This window comes from Ruegeria sp. BB5 (assembly GCF_056539405.1).
Genome location: NZ_JBQFUX010000010.1, coordinates 142,978 through 164,582, shown reverse-complemented (window position 1 = coordinate 164,582; position 21,605 = coordinate 142,978). Strand labels below are relative to the sequence as shown.

Sequence of the window (21,605 nt, the reverse complement as noted above, 5' to 3'; positions counted from 1 at the left end):
AGCTGTCGCCTTCTTCGCCGCCACCGGAGCTGTCGCCTTCTTCGCCGCCACCGGAGCTGTCGCCTTCTTCGCCGCCACCGGAGCTGTCGCCTTCTTCGCCGCCACCGGAGCTGTCGCCTTCTTCGCCGCCGCCGGAACCGCCACCTTCTTCGCCTCCGCCGCTGGCTTCAGCTTGCACAGAGTTGGTGGATGCGATTGTCACAACAAAAGCTGCGGGAGCCAGAGCTAGAACGGAGACGCTTGCCACGGTAGTTAGGAGTTTAGACAAAGTACTCATTGAACTTTCCTTTGTTAAAAAATTGCGACCAATAGTGTTGGGTATTCTAAATTTCGCATGCCATACCTCGTATCGACCCAAAGATGTGGCGCTGCCGTAAGCTAATTTCCGCGCAAATAAACTCAGATTGTCGGCGAAATTGTACCGATTTCAACCATGCGGATTCTCAATAATTTTCCTGTCAATCCAGCGGAGAAATTTTTGCAGTTCCTGTGTGTCAATTTTGCATGAAGGTGGATGCCTGTTGGCTTTGATGCAACGTATTTCGATTGCCCACAAACCGAATCAGGTCTTGCTGCCGGATCGTTCTATCAGTTGACCATGCCTTGTTGCGCCCGTAATGCAGGCGCCATGGAAAAGCAAAAGAAACCCTCGCGTCAGCAAGTCTATACCTTGCTTGTACAAATCGGCCGCAAGGATGGCGATGGCTTGCCTGACGGCGCGACCGGCGCGGCGCTGATGTGTTTCGCCAGCGGCGTGGATGAGGCCGAAGCCGTGCGCGAGACCGTGGCGATCCTGAAACAGGCAGACACCGCGCCGCTGGACGTCACCGGCTATGGCACATTGGCCGAGCGAGAAGCACAGGGCCATGACATTGACGCCGACGAGCGCGCGCTGATGCAGCGGGCATTGGATGAAAACGCGGTCATAGTCGCGCAGATGACGCCGTTTTTCGGCGATGGGGAGCAGGGTTAGTTCCGAACCCCGAACCACTTGCGGTATACCTCGTCATAGGTGCCGTCTTCACGCAGCGACAGCAGCGCCTGATTGACGTCCTCGACCAAGGGTGATCCCGTCGGGAAGGCGATCCCGTAATTCTCTCGCAAGAACACGCCGCCGGTCACCGATGCGATCCGTCGTCCTTCGTGCGAGGCATAGTAAGACAGGATCGGCGCGTCAAAAACAACCGCGTCCAGCTCTTTGTCCTTGAAGGCGGTCAGCATCTCATCCAGACCGGAATATCCGGTAAACTCGATCTCGCGCCGGTTCAGGAAATTGGCGGCGGTCGAGTTCGAAATCGTGCCCACCTGTTTGCCATACAGATCGTTGACCGAATTCACGTTGCCGCTGATCGCATCCACCGTCATGACCGAGGTGATGCGCGCGGTAAAAACCGACACGATGAACAGGGATGACACCACGAGAACGACGCCCAGCACACGGCCAAACGGGGTGCGCGGCATGCGTTCTTCGAAACCGCCATTGACCACCAGGTTCAGTGCCCACCAGAAGGATGGGAACCATGCCTCATTCAATTTGCGGTCGAAATAGGGCTGCGAGCGGCGCTCGAACCCCCACATCAGCATGCCGCCGCCCAACAGGATGGCAAAGGCCAGGCCAATGGCGATGAACAATTCGGTCGACAGCAACGCATGCAGCAGCGAGGGCCGGCGCGCGGCCTCGGACGGGACCATGATCTGCAAACCGGCCTCAAAGATCGGCTGGCTGAAATCCATCTGCGTTTCGCGCGCCGCGGTGATAGAGATGTTGGCGATGGCCAGATCGGCGGTGCCGTCCTGCACCGCACCCAGCATGTCGCTGAACGCCTCGACCCGGTTGACCGAATAGTCCCAATCCAGCGACTGGGCCAGCGCCGCCAGCAGATCCATGGAAAAACCGGTCTGTGCCCCGTCTTCGACATAGGAAAACGGAGGGCGGGTCACGGTGGTGACGTCCAGTGTCTGCGCCTTGGCTTGTTGTGCAAGCGTGGCGAAGGTAAGGCAGATCAGTGCGAATAGGGCGCGTATCATCGTCAGTTTACCTGTTTGGCGCGGCTCTAACGCAATTTTGACGGGTGCGGCAAGGTGGTCGCGGGGTCAAGGTCCGTGTTTTATTGGGGTATCGGCGCGATACAAACAGAAAAAAGCCCGTGGAATCGGGCGTGCGGGGGTTGGCAATCGGCCCAATTCGTTGAATCTGTGCGCGAACCAGCGCCCGAATGAAGCAAAGAGGTCTCACCATGACAGATCCGGTAGAATTGACAGCGGACCTAATCCGTTGCCCATCGGTCACACCCGAGGAAGGCGGCGCGCTGGTGTTGTTGGAAAAGTTATTGTCGGATGCGGAGTTCGATTGCACGCGGGTCGATCGCGGGGGTGTCGCCAACCTGTTCGCGCGCTGGGGCAAAAAGGGCCATGCGCGTAGCTTTGGGTTCAATGGCCATACCGATGTTGTTCCGGTCGGGGATGAAGCCGCCTGGACCATGCTGCCCTTTGGGGCGGAAATCCGCGACGGCGTGATGTATGGGCGGGGGACGACTGACATGAAATCCGGCGTGGCGGCCTTTGCGGCAGCGGCGGTGGATTTCGTGCAAGACACGCCACCAGACGGTGCAGTCATTCTTGCCATCACCGGGGATGAAGAGGGTGATGCCGTGGACGGCACGACCGCGTTGCTGGATTACATGGAGCGCGCCGATGAACGGATGTCGGTCTGTCTGGTCGGCGAACCGACCTGCCCGAACACGATGGGTGAGATGATGAAGATCGGGCGTCGTGGCTCGATGACGGCGTGGTTCACGGTGACCGGCGTGCAGGGACATTCCGCCTATCCGCATCGCGCCAAAAACCCGCTGCCCGCCATGGCGCGGCTGATGCACGACCTGGCCAGTCATGAGTTGGATCAGGGCACGGATCATTTCGATGCCTCGACGCTGGCCGTTGTGAATATCGATACCGGAAATACAGCAACCAATGTGATCCCGGCGCAATGTCGTGGGGCAGTGAATATACGGTTCAACGATTTGCACTCGGGTGCAAGCCTAAGCGACTGGTTGCGGGCCGAAGCGCAGCGTGTGGCTAAGGCATATGACGTCGAGGTCGATATCAAGATCAAAATCTCGGGTGAAAGCTTTCTGACCCCGCCCGGCCCGCTCTCGGATCTGGTGGCGCAAGCGGTCGAGGCGGAAACGGGCCTGCGACCCGAGATGTCCACGACCGGCGGTACTTCGGACGCGCGGTTTGTGAAAAACCACTGCCCGGTGGTCGAATTCGGCCTGGTTGGCCGCACGATGCATCAGGTGGATGAATGCGTCGAGGTGGCGCAGATCGACCAGCTCAAGGCGATCTACACGCGCATCCTGCGGGATTATTTCGCCTGATCCATGCAGCGGACTCTGGTCATCATGGTCAAGGAACCACGCCCGGGCCGGGTAAAGACTCGTCTGGGTCGCGATATCAGCATGGTCGGCGCAGCCTGGTGGTTTCGGCATCAGACCCAGTCGTTGATCCGGCGGTTACGCGACCCGCGCTGGCAGATTGTCCTGGCGGTCTCCCCGGACCGCGAGGGGCTGAACAGCCGTATCTGGCCGGTGGATCTGCTGCGAGTGCCACAGGGGAACGGTGATCTGGGTGATCGCATGGGCCGGATGTTGCGGGACATGCCAAAAGGTCCGATCTGTTTAATTGGTGCGGATATTCCCGGCATCACGCGGGGGCATATTGCGCGGGCGTTCAAGGCGCTGGGCTCGACGCAAATGGTGTTCGGGCCTGCGCCGGACGGGGGCTACTGGCTGGTTGGCGCGCAACGCTATGGGGCTTTGCCCACGAACCTGTTCCGCGATGTCCGCTGGTCCACGGAACACGCACTGGCCGATACTCTGGTCTCAATCCCCGGAACGCGGGTGGCTTTTCTGGATCATCTGCGTGACGTGGACACGGTTGCCGATCTGAAACCCTGATCTTTTTTAGTCATGACGCCGTCGCATCCCCGTGATACGCCGGACTTATGACTCGCATCCCTACCAAGCAAGAGGTCCTCGATTGGATCTCGGCGAACCCCACCCTGACCTCGAAACGCGATATCGCCAAAGCCTTTGGCATCAAGGGTGCAGATCGAATTGATCTGAAGCGCATCCTCAAAGAACTTGAGGCCGAAGGGCATCTGGAAAAGCGCAAGCGCAGCTATCGTGACCCGGACCGGTTGCCGCCGGTCAGCGTGTTGCAAGTAAAGGCTCCGAATGCCGATGGTGACCTGTTCGCGCGCCCGCTGGAATGGCATGGTGAAGGCGTTGAACCCATCGTTCTGATCGTTGCGCGCGCCAGCGATCCGGCGCTGGGCGAGGGCGACCGCATTCTGGCTCGCCTGACGGTGGTACATGAAGAAGACCACAACTACGAAGCGCGCTTGATCCGACGTATCGGAACCAATCCGCGCAGGATCGTCGGTATCTTCCGCAAAAGCGCCGAAGGTGGACGGATCGTCCCCATCGACAAGACCGGCTCGACCGAATGGCTGGTGCATGACGGTGCGGTACTGGGCGCCAAGGATGGCGAACTGGTCGAGGCCGAACAGGCAGGCCCCAAGAACCGCATGGGTCTGCCGCGCGCCCGTATCGTCGAGCGGCTGGGTGACCCATCGGCACCCAAGGCGGTGTCGCTGATCGCGATCCACCAGCACGGTATCCCCGACGATTTCCCTGATAAGGTGATTGCCGAGGCCGATAAGGCCAAACCCGTCGGCCTGAAAGGGCGCGAAGACCTGCGGGACATGCCGCTGCTGACCATCGACCCCTCGGACGCGCGCGACCATGACGACGCCTGTTATGCGCACGCGGATGAGGACCCGAAAAACCCCGGCGGTCATGTGATCTGGGTCGCCATCGCGGATGTTGCTGCTTATGTGCAGCCGGGAACCGCACTGGATCGCGAGGCGCGAAAGCGTGGTAATTCCAGCTATTTCCCGGATCGTGTGGTGCCGATGTTGCCGGATCGCCTGTCCGGCGATCTGTGTTCGCTGCACGAAGGCGTTCCGCGCGCCTGTATCGCCGTACGGATGCAGATCGACGCAGACGGCAACAAGATCGAACACCGGTTTGTGCGGGGCCTTATGCGTTCGGCCGCTTCGCTGCACTATGCCGAGGTGCAGGACGCCATTGACGGTAACCCGAATGACCGCACCGGACCTTTGTTGGAAACTGTTCTGAAACCGCTCTACGCCGCTTATGCGGCCCTGAAGAAGGCGCGCGCCGAACGGCAGCCGCTGGAGTTGGACTTGCCGGAACGCAAGATCGTTCTCAGCGATGCGGGCGAAGTGACCAGCGTAGCGTTCCGCGACCGGTTGGACGCCCATAAGCTGATCGAGGAGTTCATGATCCTCGCCAATGTCGCCGCCGCCGAGACCCTGATTGCCAAGCGCCGCCCGCTGCTGTTCCGCGTGCATGAAGAGCCCGCGCCTGAGAAACTGGAAAGTCTGCGGGAAACGGCGCAGGCCGCCGGTCTTAATTTGGCCAAGGGCCAGGTTCTGCAAACCCGGCATCTGAATGCGCTTTTGAACGCCGCCGCCGGGACCGAGGATGCCGAGTTGATCAACCTCAGCACATTGCGGTCGATGGCGCAGGCGTATTACAACCCGGAAAACTTCGGTCATTTTGGCCTGGCACTGCGGAACTATGCGCATTTCACCTCGCCCATTCGACGCTATGCCGACCTGATCGTGCATCGGGCGCTGATCACGGCCCACGGCTGGGGTGACGACGGGCTGACCGAGGACGAAATCGCCCGGCTGGAAGAAACCGCCACCCATATTTCGGACACCGAGCGGCGTTCGATGATGGCCGAACGGGATACGACAGATCGCTACCTGGCTGCCTATCTCAGCGAGCGCGTAGGCAATGAGTTCAGTGGCCGTATCAGTGGTATCGCCCGGTTCGGGGCCTTTGTGAAAATGGACGAAACCGGTGCGGATGGTCTGGTGCCCGTCCGATCACTCGGGCGCGAATTCTTCCATTTCGATCGTGAGGCAGGGACGCTGATGGGATCGGACACCGGGCTGATCATCGCCATCGGACAGCGTGTCACCGTGCGTCTTACCGCGGCGACGCCTGTGACCGGCGGTTTGGAACTGGAATTGTTGTCCATTGACGATCAGGCCCTGCCACGGGGACGCGGTGCGAAAGGGCGGCCAACCCGACGCAAAGCGGTTAGCAACAAGCGCAAGAAAGACAAGATCAAACGCAAGGTCGAACGCAAACGCCGTCAGAGGTGATAGGTCAGCGCCCGCGCAATCAGCCAGCCATGGCGCGTCGGGTCGATCTGCGCGGGGTCGTCAAACAACACGGCCCTGTTGCCATCCAGCCGATCCTCGCTGGGAAAGGCCGAGGTGAAATCACCCATCAACCGGCTTTGGCAATGCACATACAGTGCAAATCGCGCGGACTTATGCGTGCCGATCCGGATTGTTGAACCCTTTGGGGCCAGATAGGCGGGCTGACCCCAGCGCAGCGATTCCTGCAAAGGCTGCGTGTCGGGCAAGGACGCGGCGGTGTCAAAGATCAGGTCACGCAGGGCAAGCGCCCCGACACGAGCATCAATTGGCAGCGCGTCAAATGCGGTGGCAACTTTTGGATCGTCAAAGGGTGTCATCCCAGCAGCTTATTCGGTTTGGCCGGGCGCGTCAGGTATTTTGGTCTGAGTGCTTTGTGAATCTCACACTTTGCGCTATCCTGAGGTTGAGCAGTAATCAGGAATTTCGGAATGCGTAAATGCGTAAGTGGCATCATAGCCGCTGCATTATGGGCATCCATTGTGCAGGCGGAATCCCACAATTCAGCGGATAGGTCACAGACCTTTCAGCTGGCCTCGGCTGATATGACCGTGTCCCTCCGACCGATCGTGCGGCCTTCAGCTAAGGAGTATCGGGTGTCGACCGAAGGAAACGCGCGGTTTCAGGCGTGGCTGGGGGCGTTCCGCGAACGGGCAGAACAACAGGGCATTTCAGCCGCGACGCTGGATCGGGCGCTGGCGGGCCTGACCTATGACAAGAAAATCATCGAACGGGATCGCAATCAGGCCGAGTTTTCAAAACCGATCTGGGAGTATCTGGATGCCGCTGTGTCGGACACGCGGATCCGCAACGGTCGCGCCGGGCTGGAACGCCATCACGCAACCCTGACCCGGATCGAGGCGCAATATGGCGTCGAGAAAGAGGTTGTGACGGCGATCTGGGGGCTCGAGACCTCGTTCGGGACGTTTAGGGGCAGTGATCAGACCATCCGCTCGCTGGCGACACTGGCCTTTGACGCGCGGCGGGCGCAGTTCTTTGAAACTCAATTGATCGCGGCTTTGCGGATCGTTCAGGCCGGGGATGTCAGTGCCGGGAATATGGTCGGCAGCTGGGCGGGCGCGATGGGTCATACACAGTTCATGCCGACCTCATACCTGGATCACGCGGTGGATTTCGATGGCGACGGGCGGCGCGATATCTGGTCCGAGGACCCGACCGACGCGTTGGCCTCTGCCGCCGCCTACCTAGCGCGGCACGGCTGGATCAAGGGTCAGCCTTGGGGTGTCGAAGTACGTTTGCCGCAAGGGTTCGACTATGCCGTGGCCAAGCGGGATTATACATTGATGCCCTCTGACTGGGCCGCGCGCGGCGTGTTGGGTCCCAATGGTACGCCGGTGCCGGATTACGGACAGGCGGCCATTCTATTGCCCGCCGGAGGGCAGGGCGTGGCGCTGATGATCTTCGACAATTTCGGCGTGATCGAGAAATATAACGGTGCCGACGCCTATGTGATCGGTATCGGCCATCTGTCCGACCGTCTGGCCGGCCAAGCGCCGTTTCAAGCCAACTGGCCGCGCGGTGACCGGGTGCTGAGTTTCACCGAGAAAAAGGAACTGCAATCCCGCCTGACCGAGGCTGGCTTTGATACGCAGGGCATCGACGGGCGCACCGGACCAAACACGACCGACGCCGTCCGCGCGTATCAGTTGGCGCAGGGGCTGCTCCCGGATGGATATGCCAGTTTGAAGCTATTAGAGCGGTTGCGGTGATAATGAACAGGTCCTGTATAGTGTTTAGGTGCGAGGTGCGGACATTTTCTCTTAGTTTTTGGCTTTATGGGATGAGTAACCTCCCGACTACCGGCACTCACTACGATAGACGGGAGGTGGACCCAGCAGTTTAGCGGGTCGCGACGCCAGTAGAGGTAATAAAAAACCGGATCGCATTCACATATTTGAATCTAAGTTGCATCAAATCAAGTTTTTTATCGCGCGACAATTTTTATATTCCCGCGCGATGGGGTTGTAATGCTCGTGTGCTGAGCTTTGCTTAGCGCTGAAAACTGCTAGCACGCCTGACAGAGGCTGGAACTGATACACAGGTTATAGACACAGCCGAACCGAGCCAAACACGACCGGCGTCGTACGAACGTACTAACTGTGCCGAATTTACTGCCGGATGATTTCGGCAGCTTGAATATGCAAGGGCGGCTTCAAACACTAACGTCACTGAGGTGTCTTAGTCTGAATCTTATGGTCTCGGCCGCCATTTTGTTGTGACTACCCGCCACGTATATTGCCGGTAGCTTCATCAATCCCAAGTGTGCCTCAAATGATGAGGCCGCACTATGACCGAAGACACACCACAACCAGCGCAGTACTATGACAAACACGACATCTGGACGTTGGATCCAACGTCCACGGACAAAGAGGTCTATGATGTCTTTGCTACAGAAGTCGCCAAACTTGTTCAGTTGCTGGATGAAAACGAGCCACTCATGTCGCGGGATTTTTACGCACGACTTTTTGTGTCACTATTGGGGTTGTCCCGAGTTTTGGGAGAGTACGATGATAGCTGGAGCCGGTGTGACTTTTCTCCGGACGAAATTTAGCTCTGTCACATATAACCTAATGAGGCAGAGCAAGACTCGGATCTTCAAAACTAAGGGCGGTTGCTAATCCAACCGCCCCTTGCGTTTCGTAGATACTCTGAACGCCGACCTATGCCGCCACCTTCATCAATCCTTGCGCGATGATTTCGGCATGTGCCTCATCCAGCGACTTGTAAATCCGCACGAACATCTCGTCGATATCCGCAGGGGTCAGGATCAGCGGGGGTGAGATGATCATCCGGTCACCCACATGGCGCATGATCAGGTTGTTGGCAAAGCAGCGGTCGCGGCAGATATAGCCGACCGTGCCGGGGTCCGAGGCAAACTTGGCGCGGCTGGCCTTGTCCGGCGTCAGCGCGATCGAGGCCATCATGCCGACGATTTTGGCCTCACCGACCAGCGGGTGATCGGCCAGCGCCTCCCATTTCTCTTTCAAATAGGGCGCGGCCACGTCGCGGACGTGTTCGACGATCTTCTCCTCTTCGAGGATGCGCAGATTTTCCAGCGCAACGGCCGCCGCGACCGGGTGGCCGGAATAGGTATAGCCATGGTTGAACTCGGTGCCGCCGATGACCTTGGCGATCTCATCACTGACGATGGACCCCCCGATGGGCGCATAGCCCGAGCTGAGCCCCTTGGCGATGGTCATGATATCCGGTCGGATACCTACGGTTTCTGAGCCGAACCAGTTGCCCGTGCGGCCAAATCCGCAAATCACCTCATCCGCGATCAGTAGGATATCGTATTTATCGCAGATCCGCTGAACCTCGGGCCAGTAACTGTCGGGTGCCACGATCACGCCGCCCGCACCTTGCACGGGTTCGGCGATAAAGGCGGCGACGCGGTCCTCGCCCAGCTCCAGAATTGCGTCTTCCAACTCGCGCGCGCGGGCAAGGCCGAATTCCTCGGGGGTCATGGTGCCGCCTTCGACCCACCAGTTCGGTTGGTTAATGTGGTGGATGTTGGGGATCGGAATGCCGCCCTGCGCGTGCATCCCTGCCATACCCCCGAGAGACGCGGACCCCACGGACGAGCCGTGATAGGCGTTGTGGCGGCTAATGATGATGTTTTTATCGGGCTGGCCTTTTTCGGCCCAATAGGTGCGCACCAGACGGATGTTGGTGTCATTTGCCTCGGATCCGCCACCGGCGAAGAAGACGTGGTTCAGATCGCCCGGCGCCAGTTCTGCCAGCTTCGCGGCGAGCGCGATGACAGGCACATGGGTCGTTTTGAAGAAGGTGTTGTAATACGGCAGCTCGCGCATCTGGCGGGCGGCGACCTCGGCCAGTTCATCGCGACCATAGCCGATATTGACGCACCACAGACCGGCCATGGCGTCCAGAATCTCTTCGCCCTCGCTGTCGGTCAGATAGACGCCATTGGCACGGGTGATGACGCGGGCGCCTTCCTGGCCAAGCGAACCATTGGCCGAGAACGGGTGCATGTGATGGGCAGCATCCAGCGCCTGCAATTCAGCGGTGGGCATGTGATTGGTGATGGTGGACATCCGGACGTCTCCTGCAAAAGCGGTTGGCATTTACAATATGATCAAATTTTTTCCTGTCAATCGAATCGCCAATTTCTAGCCGTCGGTCAGGGCGTCGGCCATCAGTTCCATCCCCTGTTCGATATCCTGAGCCGTAGCTTTTGCTGCCATTTTCGCATCTTTTGCGCGCAGCGCGGTGATAATGTCCTTATGCCGGTCCGGCAGACTTTGCGTGCCGAAACGGCCACAGACCACACGCAGAGACGGCCCGAATCTCAGCCAGAGCCGCTCGGTCAGATCAAGCAGAATTGGGGCGTCAGCAAAGGAATAGAGGGTTTCGTGAAACGTGTGGTTCAGATGCAGATAACCGCTGACGTCGCCGTCCGCGATTGTGCGGTCAAGCCGCTGATCGATCCGTTCAAGGTTATCGATATCCGCACTGTTCATATTCGCAACTGCGCGGCTTGAAAGCTCTGATTCTATTGAAATTCTGGCAAATATCATCTGTTCGACATCTCCCGCCGACAACAGCGGTACGCTGACCCTGCGGTTGCCCTGAAACATCAATGCGCCATCCGAGATCAAGCGGCGAATCGCCTCACGCACGGGGGTCATTCCCACCCCCAGCGAATCAGTCAGTCCCTGTATCGTGACGGGCTGTCCCGGCACCAAGTCACCGAACATGATCTGCGCTTTGAGGGTTTGATAGACCTGTTCGTGCGCGGGTCGTTTTTCGGTCTCTACCTTCGCGCTGGATGCCTTATTTTTGATCAAATCCAATTGGTTTGCCCCGTTTCCAGTGATGATGTCTTGCCAGGTTTCAGGCCTCGTGAAACCATACGCGGGATCGAGGGAAAACGCAAAACTTGATCAAATCCAAAAAAACGGGATTATACCCGTACACTTGCAGGGAGAAGAAAATGACAATCAAAACGCTGACCATGACAGCGGTCATCGCGCTGGGGACTTCTGCGGCCTTTGCCGAAGAAGTGCGTGTTTACAACTGGTCCGACTATATCGATGAGGACCTGCTTGCGAAGTTCGAAGAAGAAACCGGCCTGACGCTGATCTACGACGTGTTCGACAGTAACGAGGTTCTTGAAACCAAGATGTTGGCCGGTGGTTCGGGGTATGACGTTGTGGTGCCGTCCGGAACATTCCTTCAGCGCCAGATACAGGCTGGTGCATTTCAGGAGTTGGATTCGTCCAAACTGTCCAACGCGGGCAACCTGTGGGACGTAATCCAGGAACGCACCGCGGGTTATGATCCCAGCAACGCGTATTCGATAAACTACATGTGGGGCACCACTGGACTCGGCGTGAACGTCGACAAAGTCAAAGAAGCGCTGGGTGATGACGTCGCCCTCAATAGCATGGATCTGGTGCTGAAGCCTGAGAACATGGAAAAGCTGGCCTCATGTGGGGTTCACTTCCTGGACGCGCCAGCCGAGATGATACCAATGACTTTGCAGTACATAGGCGAAGATCCTGATAGCCACGATCCTGACGTCATCAAGAAAGTCGAAGAGGTTCTGACTAGCGTCCGCCCTCACATCCAAAAGTTCCATAGTTCGGAATATATCAACGCATTGGCCAATGGAGATATATGCGTAGCCGTCGGCTGGTCGGGCGATATTCTTCAGGCACGCGATCGCGCAGCAGAGGCTGACAACGGTGTCAACATTGAATACCACCCATTTGCCGAAGGCTCGTTGATGTGGTTCGACCAGATGGCAATTCCGGCGGATGCTCCGAACCCAGAAGGTGCACACAAGTTCCTGGATTTTATTCTGGATGCCAATAACATGGCCGCTGCATCGAACTACGTTTACTATGCTAATGGCAACAAGGCGTCACAGGAGTTTCTTGTAGAAGACGTGATCGGTGATCCGGCGATCTATCCTGATGATGCTACTATGCAGAATCTCTACATCACGACGCCATACCCGTCGAAAACACAACGGGTGGTGACCCGTCTGTGGACCAAGATCAAATCGGGCACCTGACCGGTTATCTGCACAGGGCGGATTGGCCCGCCCTGTGCCATTTCCCAGATTGATGCACGGGGGCCGTTTTGAACTCTGACGTCTTTGAGCCGTGGAATGATCCACAGGCGAAACCTTTGATCCAGTTCCGGAATGTCACCAAACGGTTTGGTGAATTCACGGCCATCGACAACCTGTCTCTGGATATCTTCGAAAAAGAATTCTTTGCTTTGCTGGGGCCTTCGGGCTGCGGCAAGACCACCATGATGCGGATGTTGGCAGGGTTCGAAACGCCGACCGAAGGGCACATCATGTTGGGCGGTCAGGACATCGACCCGATCCCGCCGAACAAGCGGGCGGTAAACATGATGTTCCAGTCCTACGCACTGTTCCCGCACCTCAGTATCTGGGACAATATTGCCTTCGGCCTGCGCCGGGACAACATGCCCAAGCATGACTTGGAAGAGCGTGTCGAAGAGATGCTGCGCCTGACCCGGCTGGAACAATTTGCCCGCCGCAAGCCGCATCAGATCTCGGGTGGGCAACGTCAGCGGGTGGCGCTGGCGCGGTCACTGGCCAAGGCACCAAAGCTGCTGTTGCTAGATGAACCGCTTGGCGCGCTGGACAAGAAACTGCGGCAGGACACGCAGTTTGAACTGATGGATATTCAGGAAAAGACCGGCACCACCTTTGTGATCGTGACCCACGATCAGGAAGAGGCGATGACCGTCGCCAGCCGCGTCGCGGTGATGGACCAGGGCAGGTTGATGCAGGTGGAAACGCCGGATCGCATCTATGAAAACCCGAACTCGGTCTATGTTGCGGATTTCATCGGGGATGTGAACATCATCGAGGGCCGGGCGTCCGCCAACGGCGAAGACTCCTATCAGATCGACTGGGCCGAGGGGCAGGCACCGCTGACGGCAACCTCAGCAAATGGGTTTTCTAGCGGTCAGACCTGCCATCTGGCGATCCGGCCCGAAAAAGTGACGATCTCGGCGGATCGCCCGGCAGATGCGATCAACGCAGTGCAGGGCAAGGTTCATGACATCGCCTATCTGGGCAACCTGTCTACCTATCATGTCGAGCTTGCAAACGGCACGATCATCAAGGCGCAGACGGCCAATACCCGTCGAATCTCGCGCCGTTCGTTCACCTGGGAAGACCCGGTCTGGCTGTCTTGGACAGCGACGGCCGCGGTTCTGCTGGCCAGCTGATGCGCCGCGCATTTCTGATTGCCGTTCCCTATGTCTGGCTGTTGGCGCTGTTTCTGGTGCCGTTCTTCATCGTTCTGAAGATCTCGTTGTCGGATACCGAACTGGCCATTCCGCCCTACACGCCAACGCTGGACCTGTCGCAGGGCTGGGCCGGGATCAAAGAGTTCTTCAGCCAGTTGGATTTCGAAAACTTCGTCTGGCTGACCGAGGATGACCTGTATTGGAAAGCCTACCTGTCCAGCGTCAAGATCGCGGTGATCTCGACTTTTCTGACGCTGTTGGTGGGCTATCCGATTGCCTACGGCATGGCCCGCGCGCCGGTCGAGTGGCGGCCCACGCTGATGATGCTGGTGATCTTGCCGTTCTGGACCTCGTTCCTGATCCGCGTTTACGCGTGGATGGGGATTTTGTCGAACGAAGGCTATCTGAACCAGTTTCTGCTGTGGCTGGGCATCATCTCGACCCCGCTGACCATTCTGAACACGCAATGGGCGGTCTATATCGGCATCGTCTACACGTATCTGCCGTTCATGATCCTGCCGGTTTATTCGTCACTGGAGCGTATGGACGGGTCCCTGATCGAAGCGGCTGAGGATCTGGGCTGCTCACGTCTGCAGGCCTTTTGGCTGGTGACTGTTCCGCTGTCGCGCCCTGGCATCATCGCGGGATGTTTTCTGGTGATGATCCCGGTGATTGGTGAGTTCGTGATTCCATCATTGTTGGGCGGCTCGGGCACATTGATGATCGGCAAGGTGCTGTGGGAAGAGTTCTTCTCGAACCGCGACTGGCCGGTGGCCAGCGCCGTGGCGGTGGTACTGCTTCTGATCCTTGTCGTCCCGATTGTGCTGTTCCAGCGCAACCAGCAAAAGCAGACGGAGGCCGAGCAATGAACAGGCTAAGCTGGTTCAACGCGGTGTCCCTGACGCTGGGATTTGCGTTCCTCTATATCCCGATGATCATCCTGATCATCTTCAGCTTCAATGAGAGCAAGCTGGTGACAGTCTGGGCCGGTTTCTCGACCAAATGGTATGGCGAAGTGATCCAGAACGAGGCCTTTCTGGATGCAGCCTGGGTGACCGTGCGCGTCGCGGTATTCTCATCCACATTGGCGACAATCTTGGGTACCGCCGCGGCCTATGTGTTGGTGCGCGGTGGGCGGTTCTTTGGTCGCACGCTGTTTTCCGGCATGATCTACGCGCCGCTGGTGATGCCCGAGGTTATCACCGGGCTTTCGCTGCTGTTGCTGTTCATCGGCATCGGGTTGGATCGGGGTATCCTGACCATCGTTCTGGCGCATACGACCTTTTCGATGTGTTTCGTCTCGGTCGTCGTGTCTTCACGCCTAGTGACCTTCGATAAATCTCTGGAAGAGGCTGCGCTGGATTTGGGCTGTTCACCCGCTCAGGCGTTCCGGCTGGTGACTTTGCCGATCATCGCGCCTGCGGTGATCTCGGGTTGGTTGCTGGCCTTCACTCTGTCGCTGGATGATCTGGTGATTGCGTCGTTCACCTCTGGGCCGTCGGCGACAACCCTGCCGATCAAGATCTTTTCGGCCGTGCGCCTGGGTGTCAGCCCCGAGATCAACGCATTGTCCACGATCATGATCGCGATTGTGACGGTGGGCGTTATCACCGCATCATTGGTCACAAAACGCGCGATGGTGCGGCAAAAGCAGGATGAAATGGCTGCTGCGCGTACCGAATGAAGCGGCTGTTCCCGGATTACACCTATGGGCCCGGCCCCCGGACCAACTGCTGGTGGGACGAAACGATTGCCAGCCCCGACTGGCCGGTTCTCAACGGTGAACAAAAGGTAGACGTCGCCATTGTTGGTGGCGGTTTCACCGGGCTGTCAGCGGCGCTGCATCTGGCAAACGCGTGTGTTTCGGTTGCGGTGCTTGAGGCCCGGACACCTGGTTGGGGCGCCTCGGGGCGCAATGGTGGCTTTTGCTGTCTGGGCGGATCAAAACTGAGCTACAGCGCAACGGTCCGCCAATTCGGTGAGGCGGCCGCACACAGTTATGATCAAGCTGAAATGGACGCGGTTCACCTTGTCGCTGATCTGCTGAAAACCAATGCCATAGATGCGGATGTGCATTCACAGGGTGAAACCCAACTGGCTCACACCCCCCGTGCGATGGAAAGGCTGCGCAAACGGGCCGAGGCCACGGGCACTTTGCACGCCCCAGATGATCTTCCCGGACTTGGGTTTGGTGGTCGGTTTTATGGCGGGTACACCAACCCGGTCGGGTTTGCACTGAACCCCAGAAAATACCTGTTCGGTTTGGCGCAAATGGCGCAGACACTTGGGGCCAAGCTGTTTCAGAACAGTGCGGTGCAGACAATTCGGAAGACGCAATCTGGCTTTGACTTGGAGGCAGCCTCGGGTCGGATCAGCGCCGCAAACGTTCTCATCTGCACCAATGGTTACTCCAGCGAGGACGTGCCGCCCTGGCTGGCTGGCCGGTATATGCCTGTCCAATCCACGGTTCTGGTGACGCGCCCCTTGTCCGACGCTGACTTGCAAGCTCAGGGTTGGACATCTGACCAGATGTCTTACGATACCCGCCATTTGCTGCATTATTTCCGCCTGATGCCCGACCGACGGTTTCTGTTCGGAATGCGCGGCGGGTTGCGCGCGTCTCCGCAGGCTGAGGCGGCCATTCGCCGGAAGGCTCTGAACGATTTCAGGCAGATGTTCCCGGAATGGGCGTCGGTCGATGTCACCCATATGTGGTCCGGTATGGTCTGCCTGTCGCGAGGGTTAATGCCGTTTGTGGGTCCCGTGACGGATCAACCGGGGATGTTCGCCGGGTTTGCCTATCACGGTAACGGGGTGGCGATGGGGACCTATTGCGGACGGGCGCTGGCCCGGATGGTTTTGCAGCAAGAGACCGGGCTACCTGAACCCATAACACGTGTCCCAGCGCGGTTTCCGCTGGGACGCTGGCGGCGCGCATTGATGCCGCCGGCCTATGCCATGATGGGGCTATTGGACTTATGACCGCTCTAGCACCGCGCGTTCTAGTTCCAACCCCGTGGCATAATCCGGTGACCCGTTTTCGATCCGCCACAAACAATAGGCCGCCATCCGCCAGGCATACCAACGACGCAGCGATTTGAACCGGGTCACGATGTCTGCGCGTCTGTACGAGGACAGAAACTGATCTTCTTCCTCAGGTGTCAAAGCTGACCCCCGGTACAGGTGCTGCATGGCGGGCGACACAAACAGTGCAATGTCTTCGCACGGATCGCCCTGCGCCGGACATTGCCAGTCGATCAGGGTCAGCCCGGATGGCGCAACCAGAATGTTCCCCGCAACCGGGTCGCCGTGTATCAGGCAAGTCTGTTGGGTCGGTTGTACCTGTTCGTCAGGTTTTAGCTGTTCCAATTGGTGCCGCATGGCCGAGGTGCATCCGTCAAGGATGCTCTGGCCGTGCCGGGCCAGATCCGCACCGCCATTGCATCCGCGCGGCGCCGGAACCGACACATCCAGTCCATGTAGTTTGCCGAGCAATTGGGCAACGTCGGTTGTGTCCTTACGCCAGGGCGTACCCGGCGCGTGATCGTAAAACACCCATCGACCGTTTTGATGTTGACCCGCCGCGCGTAGACGCGGGGCAAATCCGGTCGGCTCCAACGCGGTTAGGCACTGCGCTTCCAACTCGGCATCGTTGCGAAACAACGGATTGCGCAACCCTGTTCGGTACAGTTTCAAAACCTTGCCGCCGTTCTCTTCCAGCACTTTCCAGACCTGATTTGTCCGTCCGCCATACAGGGTCTGAAACTGTGCATCCACTGCGATCAGCCCCCGGTGACGCAGGTCATCAACAAGATCCAAAGGGGGGGGTGTCGGGGCAGGCAGTGGGTTCACCAAAAAAACGAGTCGCAGTTTGCACTGGTTTGGCCTGTCCCGCCCCGCAGATCAAGTTCCGGTTCGGACCCCGGTCACCATCCCTGCCGGAACCACCTGCCCGCCTTCCAACGTCAGCACGACAGCATCCTCGCCAACCTGTGCCTCGACCACCTGACTGTAGGTTGAGACAGGCCGGACTGAAAGCAACTCTGCCCCGTCATAACTTTCCAGCGTGGCTGAATAGCTGCCGGTCGGCAAAGGGCTTCCATCGCTTGTTGTACCGGCCCAGTCAAATTCGGTCTGGGTCACCGGTACGGAAATTCTTTCGATCTCGGTGCCGTCACTGTCCCGGATCACCATCACCGCACTGTCTGCCGCCGGTTCAGCTTGCGCGGACAGAGTCACAGGTTCGCTATCAAAGTGGAACGCCGCGGTGGTCTGGACGTCCATGCCGACCCAATTGGCAAGATCCTCCAACTTTATACCGCCCAGAGACAGTGCCAGTTCGGACAACAGCTCGTTGCTCTGAACCTGTTGTTCGACCATCGAAAATTGCGCCAATTGCGAGGCGTACTCGGTCGAATCCATCGGCTCAAGCGGGTCCTGATTTTGCGCCTGGGTCGTCATCAGCAACAGGAAAGTGTCGAAATCCGACGCGATCGAGGTTGCCTGTGACTGGGATGCTGATTGGGCCTGGGTATTGGCTTGTGTCGTCGATTGGGTTGGGGTGATCATGTTCAAAGCCTCATGTCGATCCGGCCGTCGGGGCCTAGTTTCGGAATGGCGGAGCCCGCCTCGGTGACAGGCTCGTCCTGCGTTTCCGCAAACCGGGTGCCGTCGCCCGAGTCAGACCTATCCTGCTGTGCGTCTGCAGAGGTGCCCAGATCAAAGGACAGGTCGCCCAGCCCAAAGTTCTGGAATTCGGCCTCCAGCACCGAGATGTGACGGCGCATCATATCCAGTGTTTCCGGCCGTTCCGCCGAGATTGTTATGTGCAGGCCATCATCGCGACCATTCAAGACTATCGAAACGCGTCCCAGTTCTTCGGGATTTAACGCGACCTCGATTGTGCCTTGCTGTCCACGGGTCGAAACAACGGTTGCCATTTGATTGGCAACTGCGCGTGCCGTTTCAGAGCGCGCCGTCGATGTCATGGTCTGTGTTAATGGTGCCGAATCTCGGGCAGAGGACAATGTCGGGGTCTCTCTGGTGGTCGATATCTCTTCGATTTCGGGAAAGGTTTGAAGCTCGGTCTGCGTGTTGGTTTGATCCGTGGCCAAAAGCTGCATTTGTACAAGTGTTGGCGCGCGATCAGGCACCACCGCTTGCGATTGCGCCACCTGTGGCGTCGCGGGGACACTTGGTCCGCCCAGGTCGGGTCGGATGATGGGCGAATGATCCAACATCTCTTTCGGGAGCATGTTCGGTGTTACAAGCCCGGCGGCAAAGCTTGGCGGATTGGTGGCCGCCTGGGGCGTTCTTCTTGGCGAAACTGTACCGAAAAGCATGGCTTGAACGGCTGGAGATACCGCACGCCGAGCAGAGCCCGCCGCGGGTTCCAACCTGTCTTTTTGAGGGGGCGGGTGCGTCTCGTCTACCGTTGCAGCCTCCGCCTCAACAGTCGATGACATCATGGTTGGTTTTTCGGCCAAGGTCATGGCAACCGGAGCCGGAACAACTTCCGGCACAGCCGCGCGGAGTTCGGCAGGCGGCTGATCCTCGGGGGTATCGGAAACATCCGGAATTTCAACGTTTGCAGCGATGTCGTCCACCTCTGACACCGTGTCTGGGTCCTGAACCAAAAGGTCGGTGAGATCGGGCTCGGCTGACTGCGGATCGGCCTCTTGATCCATGACCATTTGAAAGGACGCGGCCCCTTTGGACGCACGAGGTTCTTGCGGTGTTGCATCGGGTTTCGCGGCGTTACCGGACGAAGACAACAGTGCTGAAAGTGGGTTGGGCATTTTGCTCCGACTCCGTTTGTGTGAACGGAAATCTGCCCGCAGGAGGTTACGTTTATTTTAACCGCTTTCGCCTTTGATCGAGAAAGTTCGATGCAAATTTCGGAGAAAGTGATGAAGATTTCCACAACCCTTCCTACCGCGCAGCCCCCCACCACGGCCGTGAAATTGCAGGCTGCGGCGGTCGAGTTGGAGGCCGCGTTTCTGGCGGAAATGCTCAAATCTTCTGGGTTGGGCAAGGCCAGCGAATCTTTTGGCGGCGGTGCCGGCGAAGATCAGTTTTCGTCCTTCCTCGTGCAGCATCAGGCGCGCGCGTTGGCCGCATCCGGCGGCATTGGCCTGTCCGAAATTTTGTTCCAGTCCATGATGGAGAAAACCGATGCCGACCAATTCTGAAACCGACCTGATCCGATCCCTTGAGGAAGTGCTGGATCTTGAGCGATCCGCGCTTGTCGACGGGGATCTGGACCGGCTGAGCCATATGGCGCCGGAAAAGGAAAAGCTGATCGGTGCGATCAATGAATTGCAGGTTTTGGACAGCGCCGAATTGATTCGCCTGCAGCAGAAAGTCGAACGGAACCAGGCGCTGTTGAACAGTGCCGCCGAAGGGATTCGGGCCGTTGCCAGCCGTATGGCCGAATTGCGGCGCGTTCGGCAGGAGTTCAGCACCTACGGAGCGGACGGGCAGCGCAACGGATACGCCGTGCGTCGCAATGCGAAACTGGAAAAACGGGCATAGGAGCGGGTTTGATTCAAATCCGAATTTTCTGAGTGAGGGGCTTTAGCATTCCATTAGGGGATCAGGGGCAAAGGTGGCCGGGCATCTGAAACAACAGGTGGCGCGAACAGCCCGACGGCGGATCGCATTGATCAGAAAGACGTCAAAGCCCGCATGTGGTGCGGGGTAAGCATGGGCGCAAAGGGCCCGAACGGAAAAGGAAGAAAGCTATGTCCAGCATTCTGACAAACAATGGCGCAATGGTGGCGCTGCAAACCCTGAAATCGGTCAACAAGAATCTGGAGATGACCCAGAACGCGATCTCGACCGGTAAGGACGTCGCAACTGCGAAGGACAACTCGGCCGTCTGGGCAATCTCCAAAGTCATGGAGTCGGACGTCAAGGGCTTCAACGCGATCAAAGACAGCCTGGCGCTGGGAGAATCGACCGTTGCAGTGGCGCGGAACGCGTCGGAAACCGTGACCGATCTGTTGACGCAGATGAAAGAGAAAATCGTCGCCGCGCAGGAGGACAACGTTGACCGCGGCAAGATCAACGATGATGTGACCGCTCTGCGGGATCAGATTGCGTCGGTTGTTGGTGCGGCACAGTTCAACGGGCTTAACCTTGTGGACGGCTCGGCCGGTACTGCTTCTATCTTGTCCTCACTTGATCGGGATAGCACTGGTGCAGTGAATTCGTCGTCGATTTCGGTCGCAAGTCAGGACCTGTCCATTGGCGGTTATACTGCCAAAGGCGTACTTGCAGGTTCGGGAGGCGCGACCACCGACAATGATGTTGCAGGCTTTACCATGGATAAAGCCGGCGGGTCAGGTGACATTGTGATCGACAGCTCGACTGACAACTTTGAAGTCGGTGATAGTGTCTCGATCCGAGTCGGTGATCAGGATGTGTCGTACACCATTCAAGCCAGCGATCTGGATCCCTCTGGAACCTATGACGATGCCTATACAGATGCTCTTGTTGCTGTTGGCCTCAAGAACCAGGTTGATGCGCTGGGCATCACAGGTGTTGCAGTCGACTATGACTCGGGATCGCCGAACACCCTGTCCTTTACTACAGGTACGGCAACGGCTGGTGCGGATGCGGATCAGGACATTACCGTGTCGGCTCAATTCACTAATGCTGGTTCCGGTGGGCTTGGCGCACTCAGCTCGATTGACGTTTCGACAGATGCAGGCGCGGCAGCCGCGCTGGGCACCATCGAAACACTGATCGACACGTCGATTGATGCAGCGGCAGCCTTTGGTTCGGCGCAAGGCCGTATCGAAACACAGCAGGATTTCGTTTCCAAACTGACCGACTCGTTCAAGTCCGGCATCGGTTCGATGGTTGACGCCGATATGGAAGAGACCTCGGCTCGTCTGCAAGCTCTTCAGGTTCAGCAGCAGCTGGCCACTCAATCGCTGTCGATTGCCAATCAGGCGCCGCAGTCGATCCTGTCGCTGTTCCGTTAATTTTCGGAACCTGG

General features: G+C 58.2%; 22 protein-coding genes. 14 read left to right on the top strand and 8 right to left on the bottom strand.

All coding sequences use genetic code 11. The annotated features are described in order from the left end of the window. Nucleotides 1–277: hypothetical protein (locus ACR0DL_RS18875; protein WP_480690749.1), on the bottom strand; the 277-nt coding region annotated here is incomplete at its 3' end. Between the two features lie 351 nt (nt 278–628). On the opposite strand from ACR0DL_RS18875, the gene ACR0DL_RS18870 reads away from it, so the two are divergent. Next, complete coding sequence (locus ACR0DL_RS18870) at nt 629–973, top strand: hypothetical protein (protein ID WP_170414020.1); 345 nt, start codon at nt 629–631, stop codon at nt 971–973. On the opposite strand, the gene ACR0DL_RS18865 is transcribed toward ACR0DL_RS18870, so the two are convergent. Continuing rightward, entirely contained in the window at nt 970–2,028 is a 1,059-nt protein-coding gene (locus ACR0DL_RS18865) for a transporter substrate-binding domain-containing protein (protein ID WP_480690747.1), read from the bottom strand. The two genes, ACR0DL_RS18870 and ACR0DL_RS18865, sit on opposite strands and share 4 nt — an antisense overlap. A 209-nt stretch (nt 2,029–2,237) precedes the next feature. On the opposite strand from ACR0DL_RS18865, the gene dapE reads away from it, so the two are divergent. From dapE to rnr, 3 genes are read left to right on the top strand one after another with little or no spacing between them, the layout of a single operon-like run. Continuing rightward, the gene (gene dapE / locus ACR0DL_RS18860) at nt 2,238–3,377 is read left to right on the top strand and encodes a succinyl-diaminopimelate desuccinylase (RefSeq protein ID WP_480690745.1); all 1,140 of its coding nucleotides are present in this window, start codon (nt 2,238–2,240) and stop codon (nt 3,375–3,377) included. A gap of 3 nt (nt 3,378–3,380) precedes the next feature. Next, nucleotides 3,381–3,956: a TIGR04282 family arsenosugar biosynthesis glycosyltransferase gene (locus ACR0DL_RS18855; protein WP_480690743.1), complete on the top strand. Its 576-nt coding sequence runs from the start codon at nt 3,381–3,383 to the stop codon at nt 3,954–3,956. A gap of 47 nt (nt 3,957–4,003) precedes the next feature. Beyond that, a complete protein-coding gene (rnr, locus tag ACR0DL_RS18850) occupies nt 4,004–6,262 on the top strand; it encodes a ribonuclease R (protein ID WP_480690741.1) in 2,259 nt (752 codons plus the stop codon). Here rnr and ACR0DL_RS18845 read toward each other — a convergent pair. After that, a complete protein-coding gene (locus tag ACR0DL_RS18845; RefSeq protein WP_480690739.1) occupies nt 6,253–6,639 on the bottom strand; it encodes a DUF1801 domain-containing protein in 387 nt (128 codons plus the stop codon). The genes rnr and ACR0DL_RS18845 overlap by 10 nt on opposite strands. 111 nt (nt 6,640–6,750) lie before the next feature. Here ACR0DL_RS18845 and ACR0DL_RS18840 point away from each other — a divergent pair, with 111 nt between their 5' ends. Further along, the gene (locus ACR0DL_RS18840) at nt 6,751–8,049 is read left to right on the top strand and encodes a lytic murein transglycosylase (RefSeq protein WP_480690737.1); all 1,299 of its coding nucleotides are present in this window, start codon (nt 6,751–6,753) and stop codon (nt 8,047–8,049) included. Between the two features lie 578 nt (nt 8,050–8,627). Next, nucleotides 8,628–8,891 (top strand): hypothetical protein, encoded by a 264-nt coding sequence (locus tag ACR0DL_RS18835; RefSeq protein ID WP_170553219.1) that lies wholly within the window; start codon nt 8,628–8,630, stop codon nt 8,889–8,891. A 109-nt stretch (nt 8,892–9,000) separates the two neighbouring features. Here ACR0DL_RS18835 and ACR0DL_RS18830 read toward each other — a convergent pair whose 3' ends face one another. Then, nucleotides 9,001–10,398, bottom strand: a complete 1,398-nt coding sequence (locus ACR0DL_RS18830) for an aspartate aminotransferase family protein (RefSeq protein ID WP_480690735.1) — start codon at nt 10,396–10,398, stop codon at nt 9,001–9,003. A gap of 75 nt (nt 10,399–10,473) precedes the next feature. Next, a complete protein-coding gene (locus ACR0DL_RS18825; RefSeq protein ID WP_170506753.1) occupies nt 10,474–11,157 on the bottom strand; it encodes a GntR family transcriptional regulator in 684 nt (227 codons plus the stop codon). Nucleotides 11,158–11,297: 140 nt separating this feature from the next. On the opposite strand from ACR0DL_RS18825, the gene ACR0DL_RS18820 reads away from it, so the two are divergent. From ACR0DL_RS18820 to ACR0DL_RS18800, 5 genes are all read left to right on the top strand, one after another. Next, entirely contained in the window at nt 11,298–12,383 is a 1,086-nt protein-coding gene (locus ACR0DL_RS18820; RefSeq protein WP_480690733.1) for a polyamine ABC transporter substrate-binding protein, read from the top strand. A gap of 68 nt (nt 12,384–12,451) precedes the next feature. Beyond that, nucleotides 12,452–13,579 (top strand): ABC transporter ATP-binding protein, encoded by a 1,128-nt coding sequence (locus ACR0DL_RS18815; RefSeq protein WP_170362383.1) that lies wholly within the window; start codon nt 12,452–12,454, stop codon nt 13,577–13,579. Further along, nucleotides 13,579–14,469 carry an ABC transporter permease subunit gene (locus ACR0DL_RS18810; protein WP_170362382.1) on the top strand — a complete coding sequence of 297 codons (891 nt, stop codon included), beginning with the start codon at nt 13,579–13,581 and terminating at the stop codon, nt 14,467–14,469. The genes ACR0DL_RS18815 and ACR0DL_RS18810 overlap by 1 nt, the downstream gene beginning before the upstream one ends. Further along, nucleotides 14,466–15,284, top strand: a complete 819-nt coding sequence (locus ACR0DL_RS18805; protein WP_170351089.1) for an ABC transporter permease — start codon at nt 14,466–14,468, stop codon at nt 15,282–15,284. The genes ACR0DL_RS18810 and ACR0DL_RS18805 overlap by 4 nt, the downstream gene beginning before the upstream one ends. Then, a complete protein-coding gene (locus tag ACR0DL_RS18800; RefSeq protein WP_480690731.1) occupies nt 15,281–16,582 on the top strand; it encodes an NAD(P)/FAD-dependent oxidoreductase in 1,302 nt (433 codons plus the stop codon). Before ACR0DL_RS18805 ends, ACR0DL_RS18800 begins: the two co-directional genes overlap by 4 nt. Here ACR0DL_RS18800 and ACR0DL_RS18795 read toward each other — a convergent pair. The 3 genes from ACR0DL_RS18795 to ACR0DL_RS18785 form a co-directional block, all read right to left on the bottom strand. After that, nucleotides 16,577–17,419 (bottom strand): phosphotransferase family protein, encoded by an 843-nt coding sequence (locus ACR0DL_RS18795; RefSeq protein ID WP_480690729.1) that lies wholly within the window; start codon nt 17,417–17,419, stop codon nt 16,577–16,579. The two genes, ACR0DL_RS18800 and ACR0DL_RS18795, sit on opposite strands and share 6 nt — an antisense overlap. Nucleotides 17,420–17,503: 84 nt before the next feature. Then, the gene (locus ACR0DL_RS18790) at nt 17,504–18,169 is read right to left on the bottom strand and encodes a flagellar hook capping FlgD N-terminal domain-containing protein (RefSeq protein WP_480690727.1); all 666 of its coding nucleotides are present in this window, start codon (nt 18,167–18,169) and stop codon (nt 17,504–17,506) included. A gap of 2 nt (nt 18,170–18,171) precedes the next feature. Next, nucleotides 18,172–19,398, bottom strand: coding sequence for a flagellar hook-length control protein FliK (locus ACR0DL_RS18785; protein ID WP_480690725.1), 1,227 nt, complete (start codon nt 19,396–19,398; stop codon nt 18,172–18,174). Between the two features lie 111 nt (nt 19,399–19,509). On the opposite strand from ACR0DL_RS18785, the gene ACR0DL_RS18780 reads away from it, so the two are divergent. The 3 genes from ACR0DL_RS18780 (at nt 19,510) to ACR0DL_RS18770 (ending at nt 21,591) form a co-directional block, all read left to right on the top strand. Then, nucleotides 19,510–19,791, top strand: coding sequence for a rod-binding protein (locus ACR0DL_RS18780; RefSeq protein WP_480690723.1), 282 nt, complete (start codon nt 19,510–19,512; stop codon nt 19,789–19,791). Then, complete coding sequence (locus tag ACR0DL_RS18775; protein WP_170362376.1) at nt 19,775–20,134, top strand: flagellar biosynthesis protein FlgN; 360 nt, start codon at nt 19,775–19,777, stop codon at nt 20,132–20,134. Before ACR0DL_RS18780 ends, ACR0DL_RS18775 begins: the two co-directional genes overlap by 17 nt. Before the next feature lie 209 nt (nt 20,135–20,343). Continuing rightward, nucleotides 20,344–21,591, top strand: coding sequence for a flagellin (locus ACR0DL_RS18770; protein WP_170351083.1), 1,248 nt, complete (start codon nt 20,344–20,346; stop codon nt 21,589–21,591). Nucleotides 21,592–21,605 lie beyond the last annotated feature (14 nt).

Coding starts and splice junctions, on each gene's coding strand:
- ACR0DL_RS18865 (WP_480690747.1), bottom strand. CDS start 2,028: ATGATACGCGCCCTATTCGCACTGATCTGCCTTACCTTCGCCACGCTT.
- ACR0DL_RS18870 (WP_170414020.1), top strand. CDS start 629: ATGGAAAAGCAAAAGAAACCCTCGCGTCAGCAAGTCTATACCTTGCTT.
- dapE (WP_480690745.1), top strand. CDS start 2,238: ATGACAGATCCGGTAGAATTGACAGCGGACCTAATCCGTTGCCCATCG.
- ACR0DL_RS18830 (WP_480690735.1), bottom strand. CDS start 10,398: ATGTCCACCATCACCAATCACATGCCCACCGCTGAATTGCAGGCGCTG.
- ACR0DL_RS18820 (WP_480690733.1), top strand. CDS start 11,298: ATGACAATCAAAACGCTGACCATGACAGCGGTCATCGCGCTGGGGACT.
- ACR0DL_RS18845 (WP_480690739.1), bottom strand. CDS start 6,639: ATGACACCCTTTGACGATCCAAAAGTTGCCACCGCATTTGACGCGCTG.
- ACR0DL_RS18775 (WP_170362376.1), top strand. CDS start 19,775: ATGCCGACCAATTCTGAAACCGACCTGATCCGATCCCTTGAGGAAGTG.
- ACR0DL_RS18835 (WP_170553219.1), top strand. CDS start 8,628: ATGACCGAAGACACACCACAACCAGCGCAGTACTATGACAAACACGAC.
- ACR0DL_RS18805 (WP_170351089.1), top strand. CDS start 14,466: ATGAACAGGCTAAGCTGGTTCAACGCGGTGTCCCTGACGCTGGGATTT.
- ACR0DL_RS18800 (WP_480690731.1), top strand. CDS start 15,281: ATGAAGCGGCTGTTCCCGGATTACACCTATGGGCCCGGCCCCCGGACC.
- ACR0DL_RS18810 (WP_170362382.1), top strand. CDS start 13,579: ATGCGCCGCGCATTTCTGATTGCCGTTCCCTATGTCTGGCTGTTGGCG.
- ACR0DL_RS18780 (WP_480690723.1), top strand. CDS start 19,510: ATGAAGATTTCCACAACCCTTCCTACCGCGCAGCCCCCCACCACGGCC.
- ACR0DL_RS18855 (WP_480690743.1), top strand. CDS start 3,381: ATGCAGCGGACTCTGGTCATCATGGTCAAGGAACCACGCCCGGGCCGG.
- ACR0DL_RS18770 (WP_170351083.1), top strand. CDS start 20,344: ATGTCCAGCATTCTGACAAACAATGGCGCAATGGTGGCGCTGCAAACC.
- rnr (WP_480690741.1), top strand. CDS start 4,004: ATGACTCGCATCCCTACCAAGCAAGAGGTCCTCGATTGGATCTCGGCG.
- ACR0DL_RS18840 (WP_480690737.1), top strand. CDS start 6,751: ATGCGTAAATGCGTAAGTGGCATCATAGCCGCTGCATTATGGGCATCC.
- ACR0DL_RS18785 (WP_480690725.1), bottom strand. CDS start 19,398: ATGCCCAACCCACTTTCAGCACTGTTGTCTTCGTCCGGTAACGCCGCG.
- ACR0DL_RS18790 (WP_480690727.1), bottom strand. CDS start 18,169: ATGATCACCCCAACCCAATCGACGACACAAGCCAATACCCAGGCCCAA.